At 59.0% G+C, this 18,432-nt stretch carries 15 protein-coding genes and 1 pseudogene; 7 read left to right on the top strand and 9 right to left on the bottom strand.

Annotated elements, in window-relative coordinates:
• A partial coding sequence (locus QRM60_RS09130; RefSeq protein WP_343237649.1) for a hypothetical protein occupies nt 1–705 on the top strand: 705 nt, incomplete at its 5' end.
• A 586-nt stretch (nt 706–1,291) separates the two neighbouring features.
• Entirely contained in the window at nt 1,292–1,678 is a 387-nt protein-coding gene (locus QRM60_RS09125) for a hypothetical protein (protein WP_238595527.1), read from the top strand.
• Nucleotides 1,679–1,903: 225 nt separating this feature from the next.
• On the opposite strand, the gene QRM60_RS09120 is transcribed toward QRM60_RS09125, so the two are convergent.
• Entirely contained in the window at nt 1,904–2,842 is a 939-nt protein-coding gene (locus QRM60_RS09120) for an XVIPCD domain-containing protein (RefSeq protein ID WP_285446027.1), read from the bottom strand.
• Nucleotides 2,843–2,851: 9 nt separating this feature from the next.
• Nucleotides 2,852–3,490 carry a hypothetical protein gene (locus tag QRM60_RS09115; protein WP_076038269.1) on the bottom strand — a complete coding sequence of 213 codons (639 nt, stop codon included), beginning with the start codon at nt 3,488–3,490 and terminating at the stop codon, nt 2,852–2,854.
• A gap of 174 nt (nt 3,491–3,664) precedes the next feature.
• On the opposite strand from QRM60_RS09115, the gene QRM60_RS09110 reads away from it, so the two are divergent.
• Complete coding sequence (locus QRM60_RS09110; RefSeq protein ID WP_285446026.1) at nt 3,665–4,363, top strand: transposase; 699 nt, start codon at nt 3,665–3,667, stop codon at nt 4,361–4,363.
• Between the two features lie 26 nt (nt 4,364–4,389).
• Nucleotides 4,390–5,088: pseudogene (locus tag QRM60_RS09105) on the top strand (IS4-like element IS1481A family transposase); the annotation flags it as partial.
• A 112-nt stretch (nt 5,089–5,200) separates the two neighbouring features.
• Here QRM60_RS09105 and QRM60_RS09100 read toward each other — a convergent pair.
• The 7 genes from QRM60_RS09100 to QRM60_RS09070 form a co-directional block, all read right to left on the bottom strand.
• Nucleotides 5,201–6,673, bottom strand: a complete 1,473-nt coding sequence (locus tag QRM60_RS09100) for an Eco57I restriction-modification methylase domain-containing protein (protein ID WP_285446025.1) — start codon at nt 6,671–6,673, stop codon at nt 5,201–5,203.
• Between the two features lie 37 nt (nt 6,674–6,710).
• Nucleotides 6,711–7,703, bottom strand: coding sequence for a hypothetical protein (locus QRM60_RS09095; RefSeq protein ID WP_285446024.1), 993 nt, complete (start codon nt 7,701–7,703; stop codon nt 6,711–6,713).
• Nucleotides 7,700–8,764 (bottom strand): DUF262 domain-containing protein, encoded by a 1,065-nt coding sequence (locus QRM60_RS09090; RefSeq protein WP_285446023.1) that lies wholly within the window; start codon nt 8,762–8,764, stop codon nt 7,700–7,702. The genes QRM60_RS09095 and QRM60_RS09090 overlap by 4 nt, the downstream gene beginning before the upstream one ends.
• 95 nt (nt 8,765–8,859) lie before the next feature.
• Nucleotides 8,860–11,547 carry a pyruvate dehydrogenase (acetyl-transferring), homodimeric type gene (gene aceE, locus QRM60_RS09085; protein WP_285446022.1) on the bottom strand — a complete coding sequence of 896 codons (2,688 nt, stop codon included), beginning with the start codon at nt 11,545–11,547 and terminating at the stop codon, nt 8,860–8,862.
• Between the two features lie 458 nt (nt 11,548–12,005).
• Entirely contained in the window at nt 12,006–13,007 is a 1,002-nt protein-coding gene (locus QRM60_RS09080) for an arabinogalactan endo-1,4-beta-galactosidase (protein WP_285446021.1), read from the bottom strand.
• Between the two features lie 388 nt (nt 13,008–13,395).
• Entirely contained in the window at nt 13,396–14,709 is a 1,314-nt protein-coding gene (locus QRM60_RS09075) for an XVIPCD domain-containing protein (RefSeq protein WP_285446020.1), read from the bottom strand.
• Nucleotides 14,706–15,305, bottom strand: coding sequence for a hypothetical protein (locus tag QRM60_RS09070; RefSeq protein WP_285446019.1), 600 nt, complete (start codon nt 15,303–15,305; stop codon nt 14,706–14,708). Before QRM60_RS09070 ends, QRM60_RS09075 begins: the two co-directional genes overlap by 4 nt.
• 297 nt (nt 15,306–15,602) lie before the next feature.
• Between QRM60_RS09070 and QRM60_RS09065 the strand changes: the two genes are divergently transcribed.
• Genes QRM60_RS09065 through QRM60_RS09055 form a run of 3 tightly spaced genes read left to right on the top strand, consistent with a single transcriptional unit; the run spans nt 15,603 to nt 18,400 of the window.
• Nucleotides 15,603–17,552 carry a SpoIIE family protein phosphatase gene (locus QRM60_RS09065; RefSeq protein WP_285446037.1) on the top strand — a complete coding sequence of 650 codons (1,950 nt, stop codon included), beginning with the start codon at nt 15,603–15,605 and terminating at the stop codon, nt 17,550–17,552.
• Nucleotides 17,553–17,984: an ATP-binding protein gene (locus tag QRM60_RS09060; protein ID WP_011038704.1), complete on the top strand. Its 432-nt coding sequence runs from the start codon at nt 17,553–17,555 to the stop codon at nt 17,982–17,984.
• Nucleotides 17,981–18,400, top strand: coding sequence for an STAS domain-containing protein (locus QRM60_RS09055; protein ID WP_011038703.1), 420 nt, complete (start codon nt 17,981–17,983; stop codon nt 18,398–18,400). Before QRM60_RS09060 ends, QRM60_RS09055 begins: the two co-directional genes overlap by 4 nt.
• Nucleotides 18,401–18,432: the final 32 nt, after the last annotated feature.

Below are 18,432 nucleotides of genomic sequence, written 5' to 3'. Positions count from 1 at the left end.
GTTCATCCATTTGGCCTTCTTGGCACTATTACTCAGAAGATCGTGAACAGGTTCTTAGAAGAACGCCTAAGGGTGCTGCCAGAGTTCCCGGCAGACACTGCCAGCCCTAGCCGCCTAGTGCGCGGCGCTGCCATCGTTTTGGCGTGCGGAATAGCCTCTACGCTGATTGCGTCGTTCTTCAGTTTTACGAGTATTCAACCCCAGTTGCTAGCGAAGGTCGCAACCGCCGGCTTCTGGGTTGCATTGGCGGCGCTAGGCGTCCTGATGATAATTAGTCTCTACGGGATAGTGAGTGATCTACGTCAATGGACAGTCGATCAGGCTATGCGCACTGATCATCAGCTAGAGCAATTTCTGCAGGAAGTGACTTGGTTGAAGGGGTATCCGGCAGCAACCCTGCAACTCATGCTGGATCACGCCCGCTACAGCCATACGCGCCGTGCGGGTCGAATTGCGTTATTAGCCGGTAGCGTCGACAAGCTAGGTCTGCTTCCAGTCGCGGCGTCGCTCTTCCTGGTTATGCGCGCTGGTGGAAATCCTCTAGCGATGTCTCCAATGACAGCGATGGTTGGTATTTTGCTGCTGTTCTTTTGGATGGTCTGCTGGGTAGCCACCTCGGCTAGGGGCAAGCTTCAGACCTATGAATATTTGCTCGAGATGGCATTGAAGAGCAAAGAAAAGGATGAAGCAGCAACCGGCGCATAAACTTGATTCAAACGAGGTCAAGTTGACCTGACACTGTTACGTCCTAGCTCCATTACTTTACGGGAGCATACTTGCAACCGACATCCACATGGATGATCGTCTGTGTGATTGCGTTGGAGTTGTCAAAACATGCAAACAAATCCTTTGGCCAACCGCAGCCTTCTGGCAATACTGGCAATCGCTAGTCTTTTTTTTATATCAGGATGCTCTGCCATGCAGCAAGACCCACGGCTCGGCTTTGATCCTCAACAGTCTGCCGCCAAAGCAAGGCAGCAGCTTGAAGCGGCCAACCCGGCTGGTTCGCCCGTCACGGCCGTGCAAAGGAGTCTTGAGAACCTTGGCTTTCATTGCAAAGCACTGAGCTCTCCGGGAGCAGGTTACAAGACATCAGTTGCGTGTACGCTCCCGCCCATCGTGAAAGAATCGCAGCCATCAGTGACAGCACCAGCCGTAGCGGTTACCTGGATGGTCGGATTTCATTCAACTGACGGAATCCACTTAAGCAAGCTCGTAGTGAATCGAGCTCCTCAGGATATTGGGGAGTAGTCGCCAATCTATTTAGACGAGTCCACACAGGGGCATTGATGTGAATTTAAAAATTAGGCTGACTCTTGCTGCGGGATTACTTGCGATATCAACTTTGACTGCGTGTACAGTAGGAAAGATACGCTCTGATTACAAGAAAAAAGATGTTCAGCCGGTCAAGATCGAGAAAGCAGAGAGAAACGTAATCCGAATTAGCTACTACATGCCTGCAGAAAGCCTCTTTTGTTCTCCCGGTGTGGATTTCGCGAACGACCACGGCGTATTGCGTATTGCCATTCGCAGATGCGGCATCAATGAGAAATGTGACCCCATGGCGAAAGTTGAAATTTCCAAGACTGAGTCCTCGTCACCTGAGGTCGCCTTACCGTATGCAGGCGAAAAGGTCGTGCTGGTCTACGCAGATACCGAAGAAACGTTGACCTTCTAATTCAATCATAAGAACGATAAAACCGTAATCTGCCATTATTCATGGCAGCGGCAGGGGCCCAGCCAGGCTGTCTTTCAAGCGTCGCTCGAAGTAAGGACCTGCTGCTTCGTCGGCGTCAAGCTCACTTATCGGTCACGCAAGCCAAGTGCCGCCAACTGATAAGTAACCCTGACCCCAGCTATTCCCTCACTAACCGCCTCCCTTTCCCAGCCAAACGAACGGCGATCAACCCATCTGCATCGGCGCGCGACTTTGCTCAAGTGCAGGCTCCTGCTGTGCTGCCAACGCACGTTCCTGTTGGGTGTTAGAGATTTGCTCGACCTTTGCGAATGACTGCTCGACAGGTGTTTTTGCTGCTTCTTCGGCCTTTATCGATGATCTGAGGTGAGCAGGGTTATTCAGCTCGCCTTGCACTACAAATAGGCGCTGGCCTGCTCCGTCACCGGGAGTATTTCCGAGTACCACGTGGTCTACGCGGCTTAGTCCGCCTTCCTTCGCGGTTGCCAGTAAGCTAACTGAAATCTTCTCGCTAGTGGCATCGTAGGTCCTGCCATGTTGTTGATCGATGCCTGCAACCTGTTCCCGAATCGTGTTGAGCATCTGACGATCTTTTTCTGGCAACTGCGCATCACTGATCACGCGCTGCAGGAGTGTCCGCTCCGGCATGCGATTGTACTGCTCATTGTTCAGTTCGCTATCGGGAACAGGAGCCTGGATACTACGAATGTACTCAACGTTGCTGAGCGGCTTCAGTCCACCCTCGAAGTCCTTATCCTGTATGACCTTCAGGTCGGTACGATGCAGACCAGCATAATTGATAGCACCCCATGTGTAATCGATGCAGCTGTTCATTGCGCCGTGATACTGCGTATTGAAGCCATGTTCGCCGGGCTTTGCACCAAACTCCATCAATTTTTCGTATTGATCCTTGCTGATCTCCATCGTGCGTTGATAGAAAGGCTTTTGGTATTGATCTGCATCATCGTTGTAGACCCTTCCAGGCCCTCTCATCACGCCGTGCTCGATGGGTGAAAACCCGAAGCTGGTTTGCTCCTTCCCGTGCGTGACTGTGTAGTACATGTGCCCTGCTGCCGATGTTCCACCGTCAAGAAGCGGTGTCCCCGGCGCGGCAACGTAGAGGGTGACAGCGTATTTATCGTCCATGAGGTTTTCCTACTTTGATTTGTGTCGGTAAGCGATCAGCAACTCGGATTGGATCGATGCCAACTGTGGCGGCTGGCCAAGCAGCCTGATGCTCAACTGATACTTGCCAGGCTGAATTCCCTGCGCCCATGCGAAGGCAAGCTGCGTGTAGCGACGCCCTGGAGATTCCAAACCCGCAGATTGAAGGGAAGAGCCATCCACCTCGTCCAGCCACACGCCAGGAACACGCCCGTCTGCACCCACTGCGATGGTCCTAGCGGGAGCTCCTGCATGCGATTCAACACGCACCAATGGCATGTTGATTGCGCCGCTTGGTTCAAGCCGTTTCAGAACAAGCTCAGCGTGCAGGCCGGATCTGCGGAGTGCTTGAGCAGCTTCAAGTGACTTCAGAGCATCCTCGTCACCAACGCGGATACCCAGGAAGAGTGTGCCAGTCGCATTCTTGCCAGGAGGCTGCACGTTGAATTCGACCATCATCGGACTGGTCATCGCAGCCAACTGCAGCGCTCGTACGATGGGAAGCTGCCCATCAGCCGCAGCGCGCGTTGGCACGTCCTGCATCTGGTTTGTCTGTGCGTGACAGCTTGTCAGAAGCAAGATGCCTGAGCAGACCAGAACACATAGAAGTAGTTGCCCGTATCGTTGCATGTGTATTCCTTCACTTTAAGCAGGACTAGCAAGCCGCGCGTCTATGGCTCTACTTGTTTATACACCGCTAACAGCGGTCAAGTTTACTTCCTACCCAAATTTCAGGCTACGGCCTCAGCTTTCGGGAGGGTGTCCTCGCTATCGGCACCAACGCCTTTCCGCGAGTCTTGCCAGGTGGCCAGACTTCCGCGCATCGACCTTCCCGGCATCCCGCAGCACATCGTGCAGCGCGGGAACAACCACTTGCCGTGCTTTCTGGATGATGGCGACCGATTGCGCTACCTGCACTTGCTGCATGAGGCTCTGCACGCCACAGGCTGCCAGCTGCATGCCTATGTATTGATGGACAACCATGTGCACTTGCTAGTCACGCCACCTGCGGCGGGACGAGTCGGGCAACTGATGCAGCGGATTGGGCGCAACTACGTGGCGCTGTTCAATGGCCGCCACGGGCGCACCGGCACGCTATGGGAAGGGCGCTACAAAGCCTGCCTTGTGGACAGTGCGGACTACGTCCTTCGCTGCTATCGCTACATTGAGCTCAATCCGGTGCGTGCTCGCCTGACCGACAACCCGGCGGCGTATCGCTGGTCCAGTTGCTCAGCCAACCTAGGCCAGCGCAGGCACTCCGCACTGACACCACATCCCTGTTGGCTTGCGCTTGGCAGCGACCCAATTGAGCGATACAAGGCCTACCGCGCCCTGCTCGATGAAGCCCTCTCCGACGAACTGCTCGCTAGCATTCGCCTTCATCTACAGCAGCAGCGAGCATTGGGCCACGATGCCTTCCGCGCAATGGTCGAAGCCAAGACCCGTCGCTTTGCGGGCATCAGGCCCGCTCATCGGCCACGCAAGCCGAGCGCAGTCGATTGATAAGTTAACCTGACCCCGTTATTCGGGCCATGGGCTGGTGTTGGGTTGGGCGACTGCGCGGGCGCACGCAAGTCAAGCCGCAGGACGTGCGGGATGAAGCAGATCAGTGGATCGACAGCCGGAAACTGCATGTGTTGGCGTCCAATCGTGCATGCGAGTTACCGCCGATGCAGGCCAATCGCAGCGATCCACTCGATTGCAGGTTGGTGATTTACGCCAAGGCACGGCAAGGGCGCAAACAGTGCAATCGCCGCTCACCCGCCAAAGCCTCACGTGCGTCATCGAGTCTGAAGGCCGCAGCGCGTGAGCGCGAGCCTTGGCTGATCGTTGCATCCCCGCAGCTGCAGGCACCCAGCGCAAAGCAGTTGGTTAATGTGTACGCACGACGGATGCAGATCGAACTGGCATTTCGCGATCTGAAATCACATCGCTACGGCCAGGCGCTGGAAGACAGTTTGACCCGACGCGGCGAGCGACTGCAGATCCTGCTGCTGATCAATACGTTGGCTGCATTCGCCAGCTGGTTGGCAGGGCTGGGATGCGAAGCGACCGGTATCGCCCAGTGGCTGTCTCCACGCAACAGCACACGCAAGCTCTACTCCACGCTACGCATCGGCCGAGAAGCCTTGGTCCGGCACTGGCCGATGGAGCCCATCTCACGGTGGATAGGGCGCTTGCGAGCACTGCCTGCGGCAGTGCGCGAGCAGATGATGCTTACGGTGTAAAACGTGGGGATACCTTAGAACCTGACCCCGTTATTCGACCCAGGCCTGTACGTCCGGTTCGCCTAATTACCTCCGTCCCCATGGCGGAGGCGCCTACTACGTTTTATGCTTATCACAGACCAAGTGTGTCAAGCACCAGATCATCTATCCGCAAAAAATCAAATTTCGCGTTAATTATTGCATCACCCAAAACTCTAAGCCGCTCAAGTGAAGGATAAGGCAGGGAATTTAAATCCGCAGCATTAACTTGCGTATGGCCATTAAAACTACGAAAATATTGATCAACGCACTTACTATTTAGATACGCCCAAAGACCTGCCGCAAGGCAGGGCTCAAGCGAAGATTTACGAGCGTGCAAGACGTTGAGACCGTTATCAAATGCGAGATGCGTTTCACCATCAAAATTCGTTGGCTGCACCAAAGCCGCCACTATGCGCCTTTTACTCTCTTTCGGAGACAAACGCTTGACGATGACGTAGACACCCATCGGGAATAATAAGCCCCCCGTCAACCTATTAATCTTTAGGCGCCGCTTTTTACTGTGCCTTTCAGTGGGCCATTCGACGGACTGGTCAACAATGTTGCGCGAGTAAATCATAGGCGCGGACCGCGATGAACGGCGATCTGTTTGATGTTCAATGGTTCGGAAAGAGACGACCGGGCCAGTTGAAACGGAAACACCAAGCTTCTCAAGCTTGCATCTACCATTAAGATTCGCAAGCCTCAGTAGCTCACGCTCCAGAGGTATATGTACAAATTTTTGCGGATCTTCGGGCAGGACTACTTCTTCAAAGCTTACATTGCGGATATTTATGTCATTAAAAATATCCTCTTTTGAGGACGACAGTCCAATATCGCCTTGGAGCCCGCCTTTTTCCAGCAAGATTATTACACTTTCTTGAAGCACATCGTCGTCCTTAAACGGCGCGTATCTGCTCTCAAAAGAGTGAATTCGCTTTATCGCCGCGCGATCCAGGATGTGTTCACGAAATGCTTGATGGTAGACACCATTACAAAAAGACCTAGGAATGATGGCAACAAGCTGCCCACCTAACTCAAGCTGTTCGAGTGCCATTCCGACAAAAGCAGAGTAAAGATTCGCGGCGTGTACACCGCAATCCTTTGCCATACGCGCGGCGCCGCTAGATGGACCAATTTTCTTATATGGAGGGTTGAGAATTGCGTGCGTATAGCTGACCCGACCTTTAAGGATTTGCGCGCGCGCTACACCCAAATAATCCTGACTATGCAGATCAACATTAACTCCGCCACCCTGCAAATCAGCCTGGATCAGCGCAAGATGCGGAATTAAACGTTCGTCAATCTCGAAGACGGTTGCATATACTGACTTAGGCTCTAAACCTTCAGAAAGCCACTTATCAACTGCAGCACAGACAAGGGCTCCGAGACCCCCACACGGATCAAGTAACCGAACATTAGTCTCTTTACTCTCCAGTAGGGATGCCATGAATACGGCAGTCTCCATAGGAGTCATAAACTGGCCCAAGGCCGCTTTGTATTCGCGCTTGGTATTGCCGGCTACATCGCGACGAGATTTTTCGATATTTTCAAGGAAGAAGTTCATAAACAACGCTCACCAAGCCAGTCTTGTAGCCCATCTCTCATGCCTCTGGAAGTGAGACCACAACCAAGCCGGGGTAGGCATTGGCATTATCGAAAAAATCTTCGAAGCCCTCGATAGGGCGGGCCATCATCACGTAGACCTGCCTCTTGTCGGGTTTTCCTGATACGTAATTGCGCACCAATTCGCCGCGTTGGCGAAGCAGGTAGATAAGAAGAGTTTCGTATGGAGAAGAATCTAAAGAATGACCCTCTCTACCTTGTTTACCTTTATCAAGAATTTTTTCCAGCTCGTCAACTTCAATTTGAAGGCTTTCCAGTAATGCACAGAAGTTAGCAGCAACCCTTCTTACGTCCTTGGGAAGCTGTCCGGGCTCCCAATGACGAGCAACGACACCAATGACTTTACTCGTCCGCTCCGTCGCGCTGTCGACCTTTTTGAGGAAGCTACTATCGCTTATCTTGGGAGCCTCTGCGATTACAAGCTCAGCGTGTTCCAGCATTGCTTTTACCTGGAATGAAACACGTTCCAGGGGCCAACTAACGCTGTCCGCCTTATAAACAAGGTCGTGTGTAGCAATGGCCCAAGCGTGCTGAAGAAACGTTTTTATCTGGACCTCGAACTTCATACCTACGATCTGCGAATCTACGAACCAGGCGGGTGATTCCTTTGGCGTTACGTAAAGCCGAAGATCATCAAAATCAAACACTGCAGGCCTCTTATGAGTCTTATCGTCCTTCCTGGGACGTTTCTCCTTAATATCAAAATGCTCCTCAATGAGCTCCACGGCTTCTGCAACATCCCTATAGCTCGGGACAACAAGTGTGCACGCAAAAATGTCCTCCATTGCGCTGGCTTCTTTCACACGACCTGTCTCAAGCTTTAGGGCGAAGCTCTCTAGCGACTTCACTCTGGCCTCGTAGTGCCATCGATTGTTGCGCTGGTTTAGGCGTCCAGCGCAATAGTTCTTTAGCAACTCAGCTTTCGGCGCTATTACCTCGTACAGCGCTCTGACAGGCGTTGATATTTTCATTGATTGATTAGCGCTGAGATGACATTGTGCCGCGCGAGTCTCTGAGCCGGCTCGGTGCTAGCACCCTTGAGGTTTGTGAGATACACCAATGCTTGGGCATACTCGCCCTCAGGCTTATTCCTAATAAATGAATCAATATCACCCTGCTCGTTCAGTTCGCTAACTTTATCCATCAAAGCTGCATACTTCTCGGCAAAGTCGCCAACGGGTGGCAAAGCATCGCTTAGAGCCAGAGCTCCCCACAGTGAATAAAATTGCCCTGCCTGCTTTGCATACTTCGAAACCAGAGAATACTCATCTTCAAGCCGAAGCATGAAATTCTTCAGCAACGCAACCCTTTCAGCAAAAGCCTCGACATCGAAGTCGCCACCGACATCATCAAGGTCATCAAAACGGGCGTAACCTTCATCGATATAATCTTGATCAAAGCCAACAATTCTTCTATCCAGCACCACTAGCAGCAGCTCCGAGATAAACTGAATATCACTCATCCGCTTTGCGCGAGCCTTTGTCGCAATGCTGAGAGTGACCCAAGCTTTTTCCGATGCCTCGTTCTCAGCGTAATTTATCAGCCAGCCATCGAAGCGTGCGTGACGCATCTCCTGGCGCATCAGCTTTCGGGAATTTCTATTCAGACGGTCAAAAACGTTATTTACGACGCCATTGTCTGAAACATCAATCATTTCAACGGTGATTTGGTAGTTCCAGAAGGACTGCATCAATTCATCGACCTTCTGTATTTCAGACCACTTTTTGTTATCAATTCGAAGGTCACCAAATTCTTTGGCCGCACGCAACTTATCGCTTACAAATTCGAGAATCGTCTGTATTCTCTGCTTTCCATCAACAACGTGGTAAGTGGAGAGACCATTTTCAGTGATTTCTTTATGCAAGAACACCGCTGGACTTGGATAGTTTCTCAAGATGGTATCAAGAAAGAACTGCTTATCTTTCCGAGTCCACACACTTCGCCGCTGATAAGGTGGATCAAGATTTAACTTTCCATTCCGACTCAGGTCGATTAGCCACGTAATGTCTTGTGTTGTCGGGCGTCTGTTCATGGTTCATCCTTGGGCGAGTTATGGTTAAGAGTGGCTTATCTTAAAACGAAAGAGGCGGCTATGAGCCGCCTCTTTCTTAATCCTGTGATGAGTTATCAAACCCCAACAGGATTCGCCTTCTCAGGATCAATCTTGTACTGCTTGATCGCCCTAGCCACATCCTTGCCCGTCATCTTGCCATCCTTCGCAAGCGCAGCAATCGCCGCATGCGCGATGTAGTAACGGTCCACTTCAAAGAACCGACGCAGATTGGCACGCGTATCCGAACGACCGAAGCCATCCGTGCCGAGCACGCTGTAGGTCATCGGGATGAAGGCGCGGATCTGGTCGGCGAATAGGCGCACGTAATCCGTTGCGGCGATCGCCGGGCCCTGGCGGCCTTCCAGCAGCTGGGTAACGTACGGCTTGCGCTGTTCGGCTTCCGGGTGCAGGCGGTTCCAGCGTTCGGCGTCGAAGCCGTCGCGGCGCAGTTCGTTGAAGCTGGGGCAGGACCAGATGTCGGCGGTGACGCCGAAGTCCTTATCCAGCAGCTCTGCTGCGGCAATGGCCTCACGCAGGATGGTGCCGCTGCCCAGCAGCTGCACGCGCAGTTCGCCCTTCTTGGGCTTGCCGGCGTCCTTGAGCAGGTACATGCCCTTGATGATGCCTTCCTGCGCACCGTCCGGCATGCCGGGGTGTGCGTAGTTCTCGTTCATCAGGGTGATGTAGTAGTACTCGTCGATCTGGTCTTCCATCATCGCCTTCATGCCGTGCTGCATGATGACGGTGACTTCGAAACCAAAGGTCGGGTCGTAGCTACGCACGTTCGGGATGGAGCCGGCGATGACCTGGCTGAAGCCGTCTTCGTGCTGCAGGCCTTCACCGTTCAAGGTGGTGCGGCCGGCGGTGCCGCCGAGCAGGAAGCCACGCGTGCGCATGTCCGCTGCCTGCCAGGCGATGTCGCCCACGCGCTGGAAGCCGAACATGGAGTAGTAGATGTAGAACGGCAGCATCGGCACGTCGGAGACCGAGTAGCTGGTGCCGGCGGCCATCCACGAGGCAATGGCGCCCGGCTCGCTGATGCCCTGCTGCAGCACCTGGCCGGTCTGGTCTTCGCGGTAGTACATCAGCTGGTCCGCATCGACCGGCTTGTACTTCTGGCCGAACGGGGCATAGATGCCGATCTGGCGGAACATGCCTTCCATGCCGAAGGTGCGCGCCTCATCGGCCACGATCGGCACGATGCGCGGGCCCAGTTCCTTGTCGCGCAGGGCGATGTTGAGGCTCTGCACAAACGACATGGTGGTGGAATAGCTGCGCTCGCCGCTGTCCTTGAGCAGGCGCTCGAACTTGTCGAGCGTGGGCGCCACGAACGACTTGCTGGCCTTGGGACGGCGCGACGGCAGGAAGCCGCCCAGCACGTTGCGGCGTTCTTTCAGGTACTGCACTTCCGGGGAATCTTCGCCGGGGTGGTAGAACGGCACCTTGCCGTCTTCCAGCTGCGCGTCGGTGACCGGGATGTTGAAGCGGTCGCGGAAGTGCCTGACCGCCGCATCGTCCAGCTTCTTGGTCTGGTGGGTGGGGTTGAGCGCCTCACCGGCCGAGCCCATGCCGTAGCCCTTGACGGTCTTGGCCAGGATCACGGTGGGCATGCCCTTGGTGTTCACGGCCTGGTTGTAGGCGGCGTACACCTTGTGCGGGTCGTGGCCGCCACGGTTGAGGCGCCAGATGTCGTCGTCGGACAGGCCGGCGACCATGGCCGCGGTCTCCGGGTACTTGCCGAAGAAGTTGGCGCGCGTGTAGGCGCCGCCGAAGGCCTTGCAGTTCTGGTATTCGCCGTCGACGGTTTCCATCATCAGCTTGCGCAGGACGCCGTCGGTGTCCTTGGCCAGCAGGGCATCCCAGTAACCGCCCCACAGCAGCTTGATGACATTCCAGCCGCCGCCACGGAACACGCCTTCCAGTTCCTGGATGATCTTGCCGTTGCCGCGCACCGGGCCGTCCAGGCGCTGCAGGTTGCAGTTGACCACGAAGATGAGGTTGTCCAGGCCTTCGCGGCCGGCCAGCGCGATGGCGCCGAGGGTTTCAGGCTCATCCGACTCGCCGTCGCCGATGAAGCACCACACCTTGCGGTCGGACTTCTCGATCAGGCCGCGGTTTTCCAGGTAGCGCATGAACTGCGCCTGGTAGATGGCGGCCAGCGGGCCCAGGCCCATCGACACGGTGGGGGTCTGCCAGAACTCGGGCATCAGCCACGGGTGCGGGTAGGACGAGATGCCCTGGCCGTCCACTTCCATGCGGAAGTTGTCCAGCTGGGCTTCGTTGATGCGGCCTTCGAGGAAGGCGCGGGCGTAGATGCCCGGGGCGCTATGGCCCTGGATGAACAGCAGGTCGCCCGGATGCTGGTCGCTGGGCGCGCGCCAGAAGTGATTGAAGCCCACGTCGTAGAGCGTGGCGCTGGACGCGAACGAGGCAATGTGGCCGCCCAGGTCACCCGGCTTGCGGTTGGCCCGCACGACGGTGGCCATGGCGTTCCAGCGGATGATCGAGCGGATCTTCCACTCCAGCGCGGAGTCGCCGGGGTTCTTGGCCTCGTTGGCCGGAGAGATGGTGTTGACGTACTCGGTGGTGGGCGAGAACGGCAGGTAAGCGCCGGCGCGGCGGGTCTGTTCGACCATGCCTTCCAGCAGCTGATGGGCGCGCTCCGGGCCTTCGACGTCGATGACGGCCTTGATCGATTCGAGCCACTCCTGGGTCTCGAGCGGGTTCGGATCGTTGTGCAGCACTTCGTTCAACCAGTTCATTAGCGCTCCCGGGGGGACACACCCCGCGGGTGTGTCGACATCGTGAATTCGTGAACCCCCAAGTGTACCGCACGCACCTGTTGCCATTCCTCGCTACGGGTGCGTATGGAATGGGACGGTGTTGTGCGGTGAATGCGTTGGTGGCGGATGCCACGCATGCGGCCGCTACTGGTGTACGACCAAAGGATAAGGGCCGCTGGCGGCGGAGTCGCCGCATGCCCCCCCTTCTCCCATCGGGAGAAGGTGCCCCGCAGGGGCGGATGAGGGTACGGGCGAAGCCTCGTGCAGTTGTAATTACACGAGGGCTTCGCCCGTACCCTCACCCCAACCCCCCGCTGCGCGCCCCGGCCCGCGCTTGCGGCGCGGGCGCTCCAAGGCACGCGCGCCAGTGGCGCGCAAGCCGTGCCTTCTTGCCCCGAGGGGAGAGGGGCGGCGAGTGGGCAAGCAAACGAGGCCGATCAGAACGCCTGCAGTGCTTCGGTGAGCCGGCCGTTGTTGTCGACGGCGCCCATCGTGTAGCCCTGCCAGCCTGGGTAGGCGTTCGGTTCCCAGTAGAAGATGCCGAGCATGCGTGAGCCGATGGCGTTGCTGCGGGTGATCAGGTTGCCGAGCATGGCGCGGGTGGTGGCGGCTTGCTGCCAGTCCATGCCGACCTCGGCCACGATCACGTCGCTGCCGTAGCGGGAGATCATGTCGCGCAGGTTGGTCTCCAGGCGGGCGTTGTAATCCTGCCAGCTGCCGACCGGCGGGTAATGCGACATGCCGATAACGTCCCACTTGCCGCCGGCCGAGCGCAGGTTGTCGAAGAACCAGCGGAAGTTGGCGTTGTCGTAGCCGTTGGCCAGATGCACGATGACCTTGGCGTTGGGATACACCGCCTTGGTGGCGTTGTAGCCGCTGTTGATGAACTGCCCAAGGTTGGCGAAGTTGGGCGTTTTGCCCTGGCCCCACAGCATGCCGCTGTTGATCTCGTTGCCCACCTGCACCCAGGTGACGGTGATGCCGTTGTCCTTGAGATACTTGAGGATGCCCTGGGTGTGGTTGTAGACGTCGGTGTTGAGCTGGGCCACCGAGTGACTGGCCCAGGCGGCCGGTTTGGTCTGCTTGCCCGGGTCGGCCCAGCTATCGCTGTAGTGGAAGTCGATCATGATGCGCATGCCCTGCGCGGCGGCACGCTTGGCCTTGTCGAGGGTGTCGCGGCCATCGTTCCAGCCGCCTTGCGGGTTTACCCACACGCGCAGGCGGATGGCGTTGCCGCCCACGTCCTTGAACAGCTTGATGAAGTCGGTGGTCTTGCCCGATGCATCCTGAAACACCTGCGGCGGGTTGGCGGCGGCCTGCTGATTGATCCAGCTGACATCGGCGCCCTCGGCCAGCCCTTGCGCGCCCGCACCGGCGCTGACGATGCACAGCACCAGGATCAGCAGCAGACGGGTGTGACGCGTAGAAAACATCCTCATGAAACGCTCCCTTGATCGATGGATGACGCGCCAGGTGGCGCAGTACCGGATCCCCCCGATGTGCACTGCGTCGCGCGCACGTGCTGCTGTTTCCAGCTGGCCAACGTGCCACGACGAACCGCTGGCGATTCAAGCATGGCGATCCAGCGCGGTCGAGGTCGCTATAGGCGAACTGTGATTGCGGAATATCTCAGCGCGAGAAAACACCGCACTGGCGCACCTTCGCATTGGTTGCGGGCGGTCCTGTTGTGCGTGTGCAGCACAAACCCGGTGCATCTGTGCGCAAACAGGCAACAAAAACGCCGGCAAGCCGGCGTTGTGTCGAAGTGCTGGAGGCTGCGCGATGCGAGGCAGAACGCGCCGCATCAACTGCAACCGCGTAGCGCACTCAGCCCATGGCGCGCGCGCCCTGCTGCTGTTGCTGGGTCTGCGTCTGCTGCTGTTCCAGCGCCACGGCCTGACGCGCGGAGTTTTCTGCCACGCGCTGGCTGCTCTGCTCCAGCGGGGTGTTCATTGCGGTCATGGTGTCGACGCTGACGCGCAGCTGCGCCGGATCATCGGCACGGCCCTGCACCGCAAACGTGCGCGCCGCATCCGGACTCATGGCCACCGAATCGATGCGCTGGCCGCCAGCGGCATGCATCTCCGAGGCGAGCACGCCGGAGAGCTGCGCGCTTTGGTGATCGGGCGCACGGCCGGCACGCAGGTCCTGCGCATGTACGCCGCGTTGGGCGTCCTGAAACAGCGGGTTGCCAGCGTGGCCGGGCTGATCGATGCGCAACGAGGTGTGGTCGTTGCTGTGATCGCGCTTGGCGGGCTCGCCCGGGGCTAGCGGGCCGCGGACGGCATCGATGGCGTCCTGGCCCAGGCCACGCGCGCTGCGCGTGAGAATGGTCGTGCCGGTGCGTAGGCCATCCACATCATTGCGGTATTCGTCGATCATCCGCGCGTTCTTTTCAGCGAGCGGACGTGCGTTGGGATCGGTAAGCGCCGAGTGCTCGCCAAGGAAGTTACCCAGCTTGTGCGCGCCCAGCGAAGCGCCTGCCGCGACCAGCGGATAGTCGGGAACCAGGAAGTTGGCTTTGCTGTTGCTGTAGCCAGCGCCACCTAACGTGGCGATCTCATCAGGCTTGGCGTAAATGCGCACCTGCCCAAAATGTGGCGATGCTGCGCTAACTGGGTCGGAGGCCATGACGTGATTGACCACGCTGTTGCCGCCTTCCGGGATCCGGTAGCTCAGGCTTGCCGCGCCATACGAATTGAAGGTTTCTCCCTTGAGGTCGTAGTGGTGCGCGGAGATCTGTGCGAGCGCACCGCCGAGCGAGTGGCCGGTGACGGTCACTTCGGGTGCGTGGCCGGTTCGATTGCCAACGTCCTTCGCCATGGCCAACGCATTCTGGGTCAGTGCCAGCGCATCGGCGGCCTGCGGGTTGGTCCGCGACGTCACCATGGTTGCGTCGGTGAGGATGTCGTTGACGTTGCCTTCGGTACCGCGATGCGCCACCACGATCTCACCGCTGCTCTCGAGGCGATAAATGGTGCCCTGATAGCCATTGGACTTGTTGTTGACGTGATCGAGCACGGCGTAACGCTGTCCCTCGATCGTCACGATCTCTTCTTGCCCAGGCGCGCGCCGGCCTACTGCACGGTCCTTGTAAACATCCTCAGACAGACCGGCGTATTGCGGAGAAGGGATGGTCATGGCGCAACTTCCTTGGCGGCCAACGTGATGGTGAAGAGCTCGTTGCGGATATCAGCCTTGAATTTTTCCGGGCTGAGTTCGCCGGTGTCCGGGAAGCCGTTGGACTCCGAACGAGGATACCCCTTGGACCAGTAGTACTTGGTTTGCGTTTGCTGCGCCGTCACCGTCTTCGCTTCGATAAACGAAAGGAACCGCGTCTCTTCTTCCGCACCAGTCGCCTTGAGCATCACGCTGGCGCCACTGAACTCCCAATGGCAGACGCCACGGCCGTAATAGTCCTCGTCCTGCATCAGGTCCAGGTACACAGTGCCGCGGTATTCGGTGTCGGACACCTTCTTCAGCGCGAAATCTTCCTGGCTGGTGATGCGCCCGGCGGTCCCGGTTTCCGGCTGGATCTTTCCGCACGCGTCTTCGTTGCTGACGTCGTATTGCGCCGCACCCTGGACAAGGCCAAAGGCGCCTGGGGCATTTTTCAGGGTAAGCGTGACTTCGACGGCCTTGCGCGGGTTGGGATTCAACTTGGCAAGGCCGCGGCCGCCCGCCTCGACGTCAGCTTCTGCGGCGGCCTCGGTGGCGGGGGATTGGGTCTGGGTCATGCTGGTCTCCGGGGCGCTACAGGCCGAAAGCAAAAGGGCCAGCAGGCTCGGGGTAAGAATCTGGCGCAAGGCCGGCCTCCATGGCGGTAGGGGGGCCAATCTAGTCCGCTTGAGCCCGCGAGGTCAATTTACGGCAGGTAAGCATGCCCCCGAAGTGAGGCCATTGTGGGCGGCCGCAAAGCTGCGATGATCCTGGGCATCTGCCAGGGAGCGCACGTCATTACCACCGGCCCCATTCCACCTGTTGAGCGGGCTGCGGTCATCACCCCGCGCGTGCGCTGGCAACGCAGCCTGCGCATGCGTGTGCTGCTGGCGGCCACCGGCGTGCTGGTGGTGTTGCTGGCGGCGTTGGGCACGCTGTTTTATCTGGGCGCCCGCGCAGAGCTGGTGGATGCCGCACGCAACGAGGTGGACGGGCTGACCGAGCAGACCGCGCGCAGCCTGGCGGCGATGCTGGATTCGGTGCAGGTGAGCGGGCGCACGCTGGCGGCGAGCAGTAGCGCGGTGGGGCTGCAGCCGTTCAACCTGCGGGCGTTGTTGCTGGCCACGCTCAGCGGCGACCCGGATACCGGTGCGGCGCGCCTGATCATTGCACCCGGCACGCAGAAGGCCAACGACACCGGATTTGTCTGGTACGTGCGCCGCGATGGCACGCGCATGGTCGAGCATTCCGCGCAGGAGCTGGGCTACGACTACCGGCGCATGCCGTGGTACCTGCGCACCCAGCGCGAGGGGCGTGCGTGGTGGTCCGAGCCGTCCGTCAACAGCGCCGGTGGCGGCGAGTTGTACACCAGCTACAACCTGCCGTTGCGCCGGCCCGGCGATGCGCCCGATGCCGCGCCGGTGGGCATGGTGAGCGTGGATCTGCCGCTACGGCATCTGCGCGAAATCATCGACCAGTTGCCGCGCGATATCGGCATCCAGCCGATGCTGTTGTCGCCGGAAGGCATGCTGGTGTTCAGCCCGGATCCGGCGCTCAACCTGCGCCGCACGCTGGCATCGTACGTGGCCCGTTCGCGGCCGGATCTGGCGCCGTTGCTCAAGGCGGTGGCCGCCGGCCAGCCGATTTCGTTTTCGCACACCGCGCCCGATGGCGAGCGCTTCCTCACCCATAGCGCAGCGGTGGGGCATAGCGGGTGGACGTTTGTGCTCTCGGCCTCCGAAGGCTATGTGTTGTCCGGCCTGAACTGGCTGGCGGCCTGGGTGGCCCTGGCGGCCTTGGTGGGTGCGTTGGTGTGGTGGTGGCTGATGCAGCGCATCACCCGCAAGTTGACGCGGCCGATCGAGGAACTGACCGATACCGCCGAGCACTTCCGTCGTGGCGAGTTCGAGTACCCGCTGCGGCATATCGAACGCGACGACGAAGTGGGCGTGATGGCGCGTGCGTTCGATAGCGCGCGCGGCGCGATCCGCGACCATATCGCCGAGATTGGCGAGATGACCGCCGCGCGCGAACGCATGCAGAGCGAGCTGCAGATTGCGCGCGAAATCCAGCAAGCGATGCTGCCCTCCGGGCGCACCTTCGACCGCGCCAGTTCGCACCTGGAAACCTGCGCATGGCTGGAGCCGGCCAAGATGGTCGGCGGGGACTTCTACCACTTCGTGGAGACCGAACCGGGGCTGCTGTGGTTCGTGGTGGGCGATGTCTCCGACAAGGGCGTGCCGGCGGCCTTGTTCATGGCGCGCACGGTGAGCGTGCTGGAGATTGCCGCGCGCCGCCACACGCGCCCGGACGGGATCTTGATCGCCGCCTCCACACGGCTGGCGGAAAACAACGAGACCTGCATGTTCGCCACCGTGCTGTGCGGGTTGATCAACGTGGTGAGCGGTGACTACTGGCTGGCCAGTGCCGGGCACGAGCCGCCGCTGTTGATCGACCTGGATGGCCAGGCGCGGCCGCTGCCATTGGAAACCGGCGCGCCACTGGGCATCGAGGTGCAGGACCATTACCCGGTGCTGCAGGGGCGCATGACGGCCGGGCAGACCTTGCTGGGCTACACCGACGGCGTGACCGAGGCGATGGACGAACACGGCGCCAGTTACGGGCTGCCGCGGCTGCTGGCGGCCATGCACCCGCGGCGCAGCGCGGCGGCGCAATGCAAGGCGCTGATCGCGGACATTGCCCGCTTCACCGGCCAGGCCGACCAATACGATGACATCACCCTGCTGGCGATCCGGCTGCGCCAGGAGCATGCTGGCACGGTCGACACCGCTGGCCGGGAGGATCCCGGGGAGGCCGGGACCTAAATGAAGCTCGATCTGGCCATCGCCCCGTCGCTGGCGCAGCTGGCCGGCGCCAACGACGTGCTGGAAGACTCGCTGGCCCGTGAAGGCCTGCACGCCGAGCGCATCGGCCAGGTGCGGCTGATTGTGGAGGAGCTCGGTTGCAACGCGCTCACCCACGGCCAGTGCGCCGAGCAGCCGCTGCAGCTGTATCTGCAGCTGGACGCGCAGGCGCTGGTGCTGGAATTGCGCGACCCCGGCAGCGCATTCGACCCCTGCCAGGCCGGCACGCCGGAATTGGAGGCCGACCTGGAGGCCCGCCCCATCGGCGGTCTGGGCCTGTATCTGGTGCATCAGTTCGCCGATCACATCCACTACCACCGCGATGGCGCATACAACGTGGTGCGCATCACCCTGTTACAGCCGTACGCCCCCGTCCCCGAGGCATTGCCATGACCACGCTCGCCATTCAGATCGACCCGCCGCAAGACACCCGCCAACGCGTCACCCTCAGCGGGCGCCTGGACACCCACACCTTCCACGACCTGGACGAAGCGCTGTCGCCGCTGCTGGCCACCCCCATCACCACCCTGGTGCTGGACCTGGCCGACCTGGAGTACATCTCCAGCGCCGGCATCCGCAGCATCTTCAAGGCACGCAAGGCCCTGGCCACGCGGCACGGCAAGGTGCTGGTGGCGCACCCGCAGCCGCAGATCCGCAAGGTCTTCGACATGGTCAAGGCCGTGCCGTTGAGCGATGTGTTCGCCTCCACCGAAGAACTGGACGCGTACTTGTCCACCATGCAGCGCAAGGTGATCGAAGAACACGCCAACGGCGACGCGCCGATCGTGTCGCACTTCGCCAACGCCTGACGCCATCGCCTGCGCGCACACGTGGGGACGTG

The sequence above is a fragment of the Xanthomonas sp. fls2-241-TYG-148 genome (genome assembly GCF_030208815.1).
GTDB lineage: Bacteria > Pseudomonadota > Gammaproteobacteria > Xanthomonadales > Xanthomonadaceae > Xanthomonas > Xanthomonas campestris.
The sequence above is the reverse complement of the archived record's forward strand: the minus strand, read 5'-3'. Positions and strand labels throughout refer to the sequence as shown.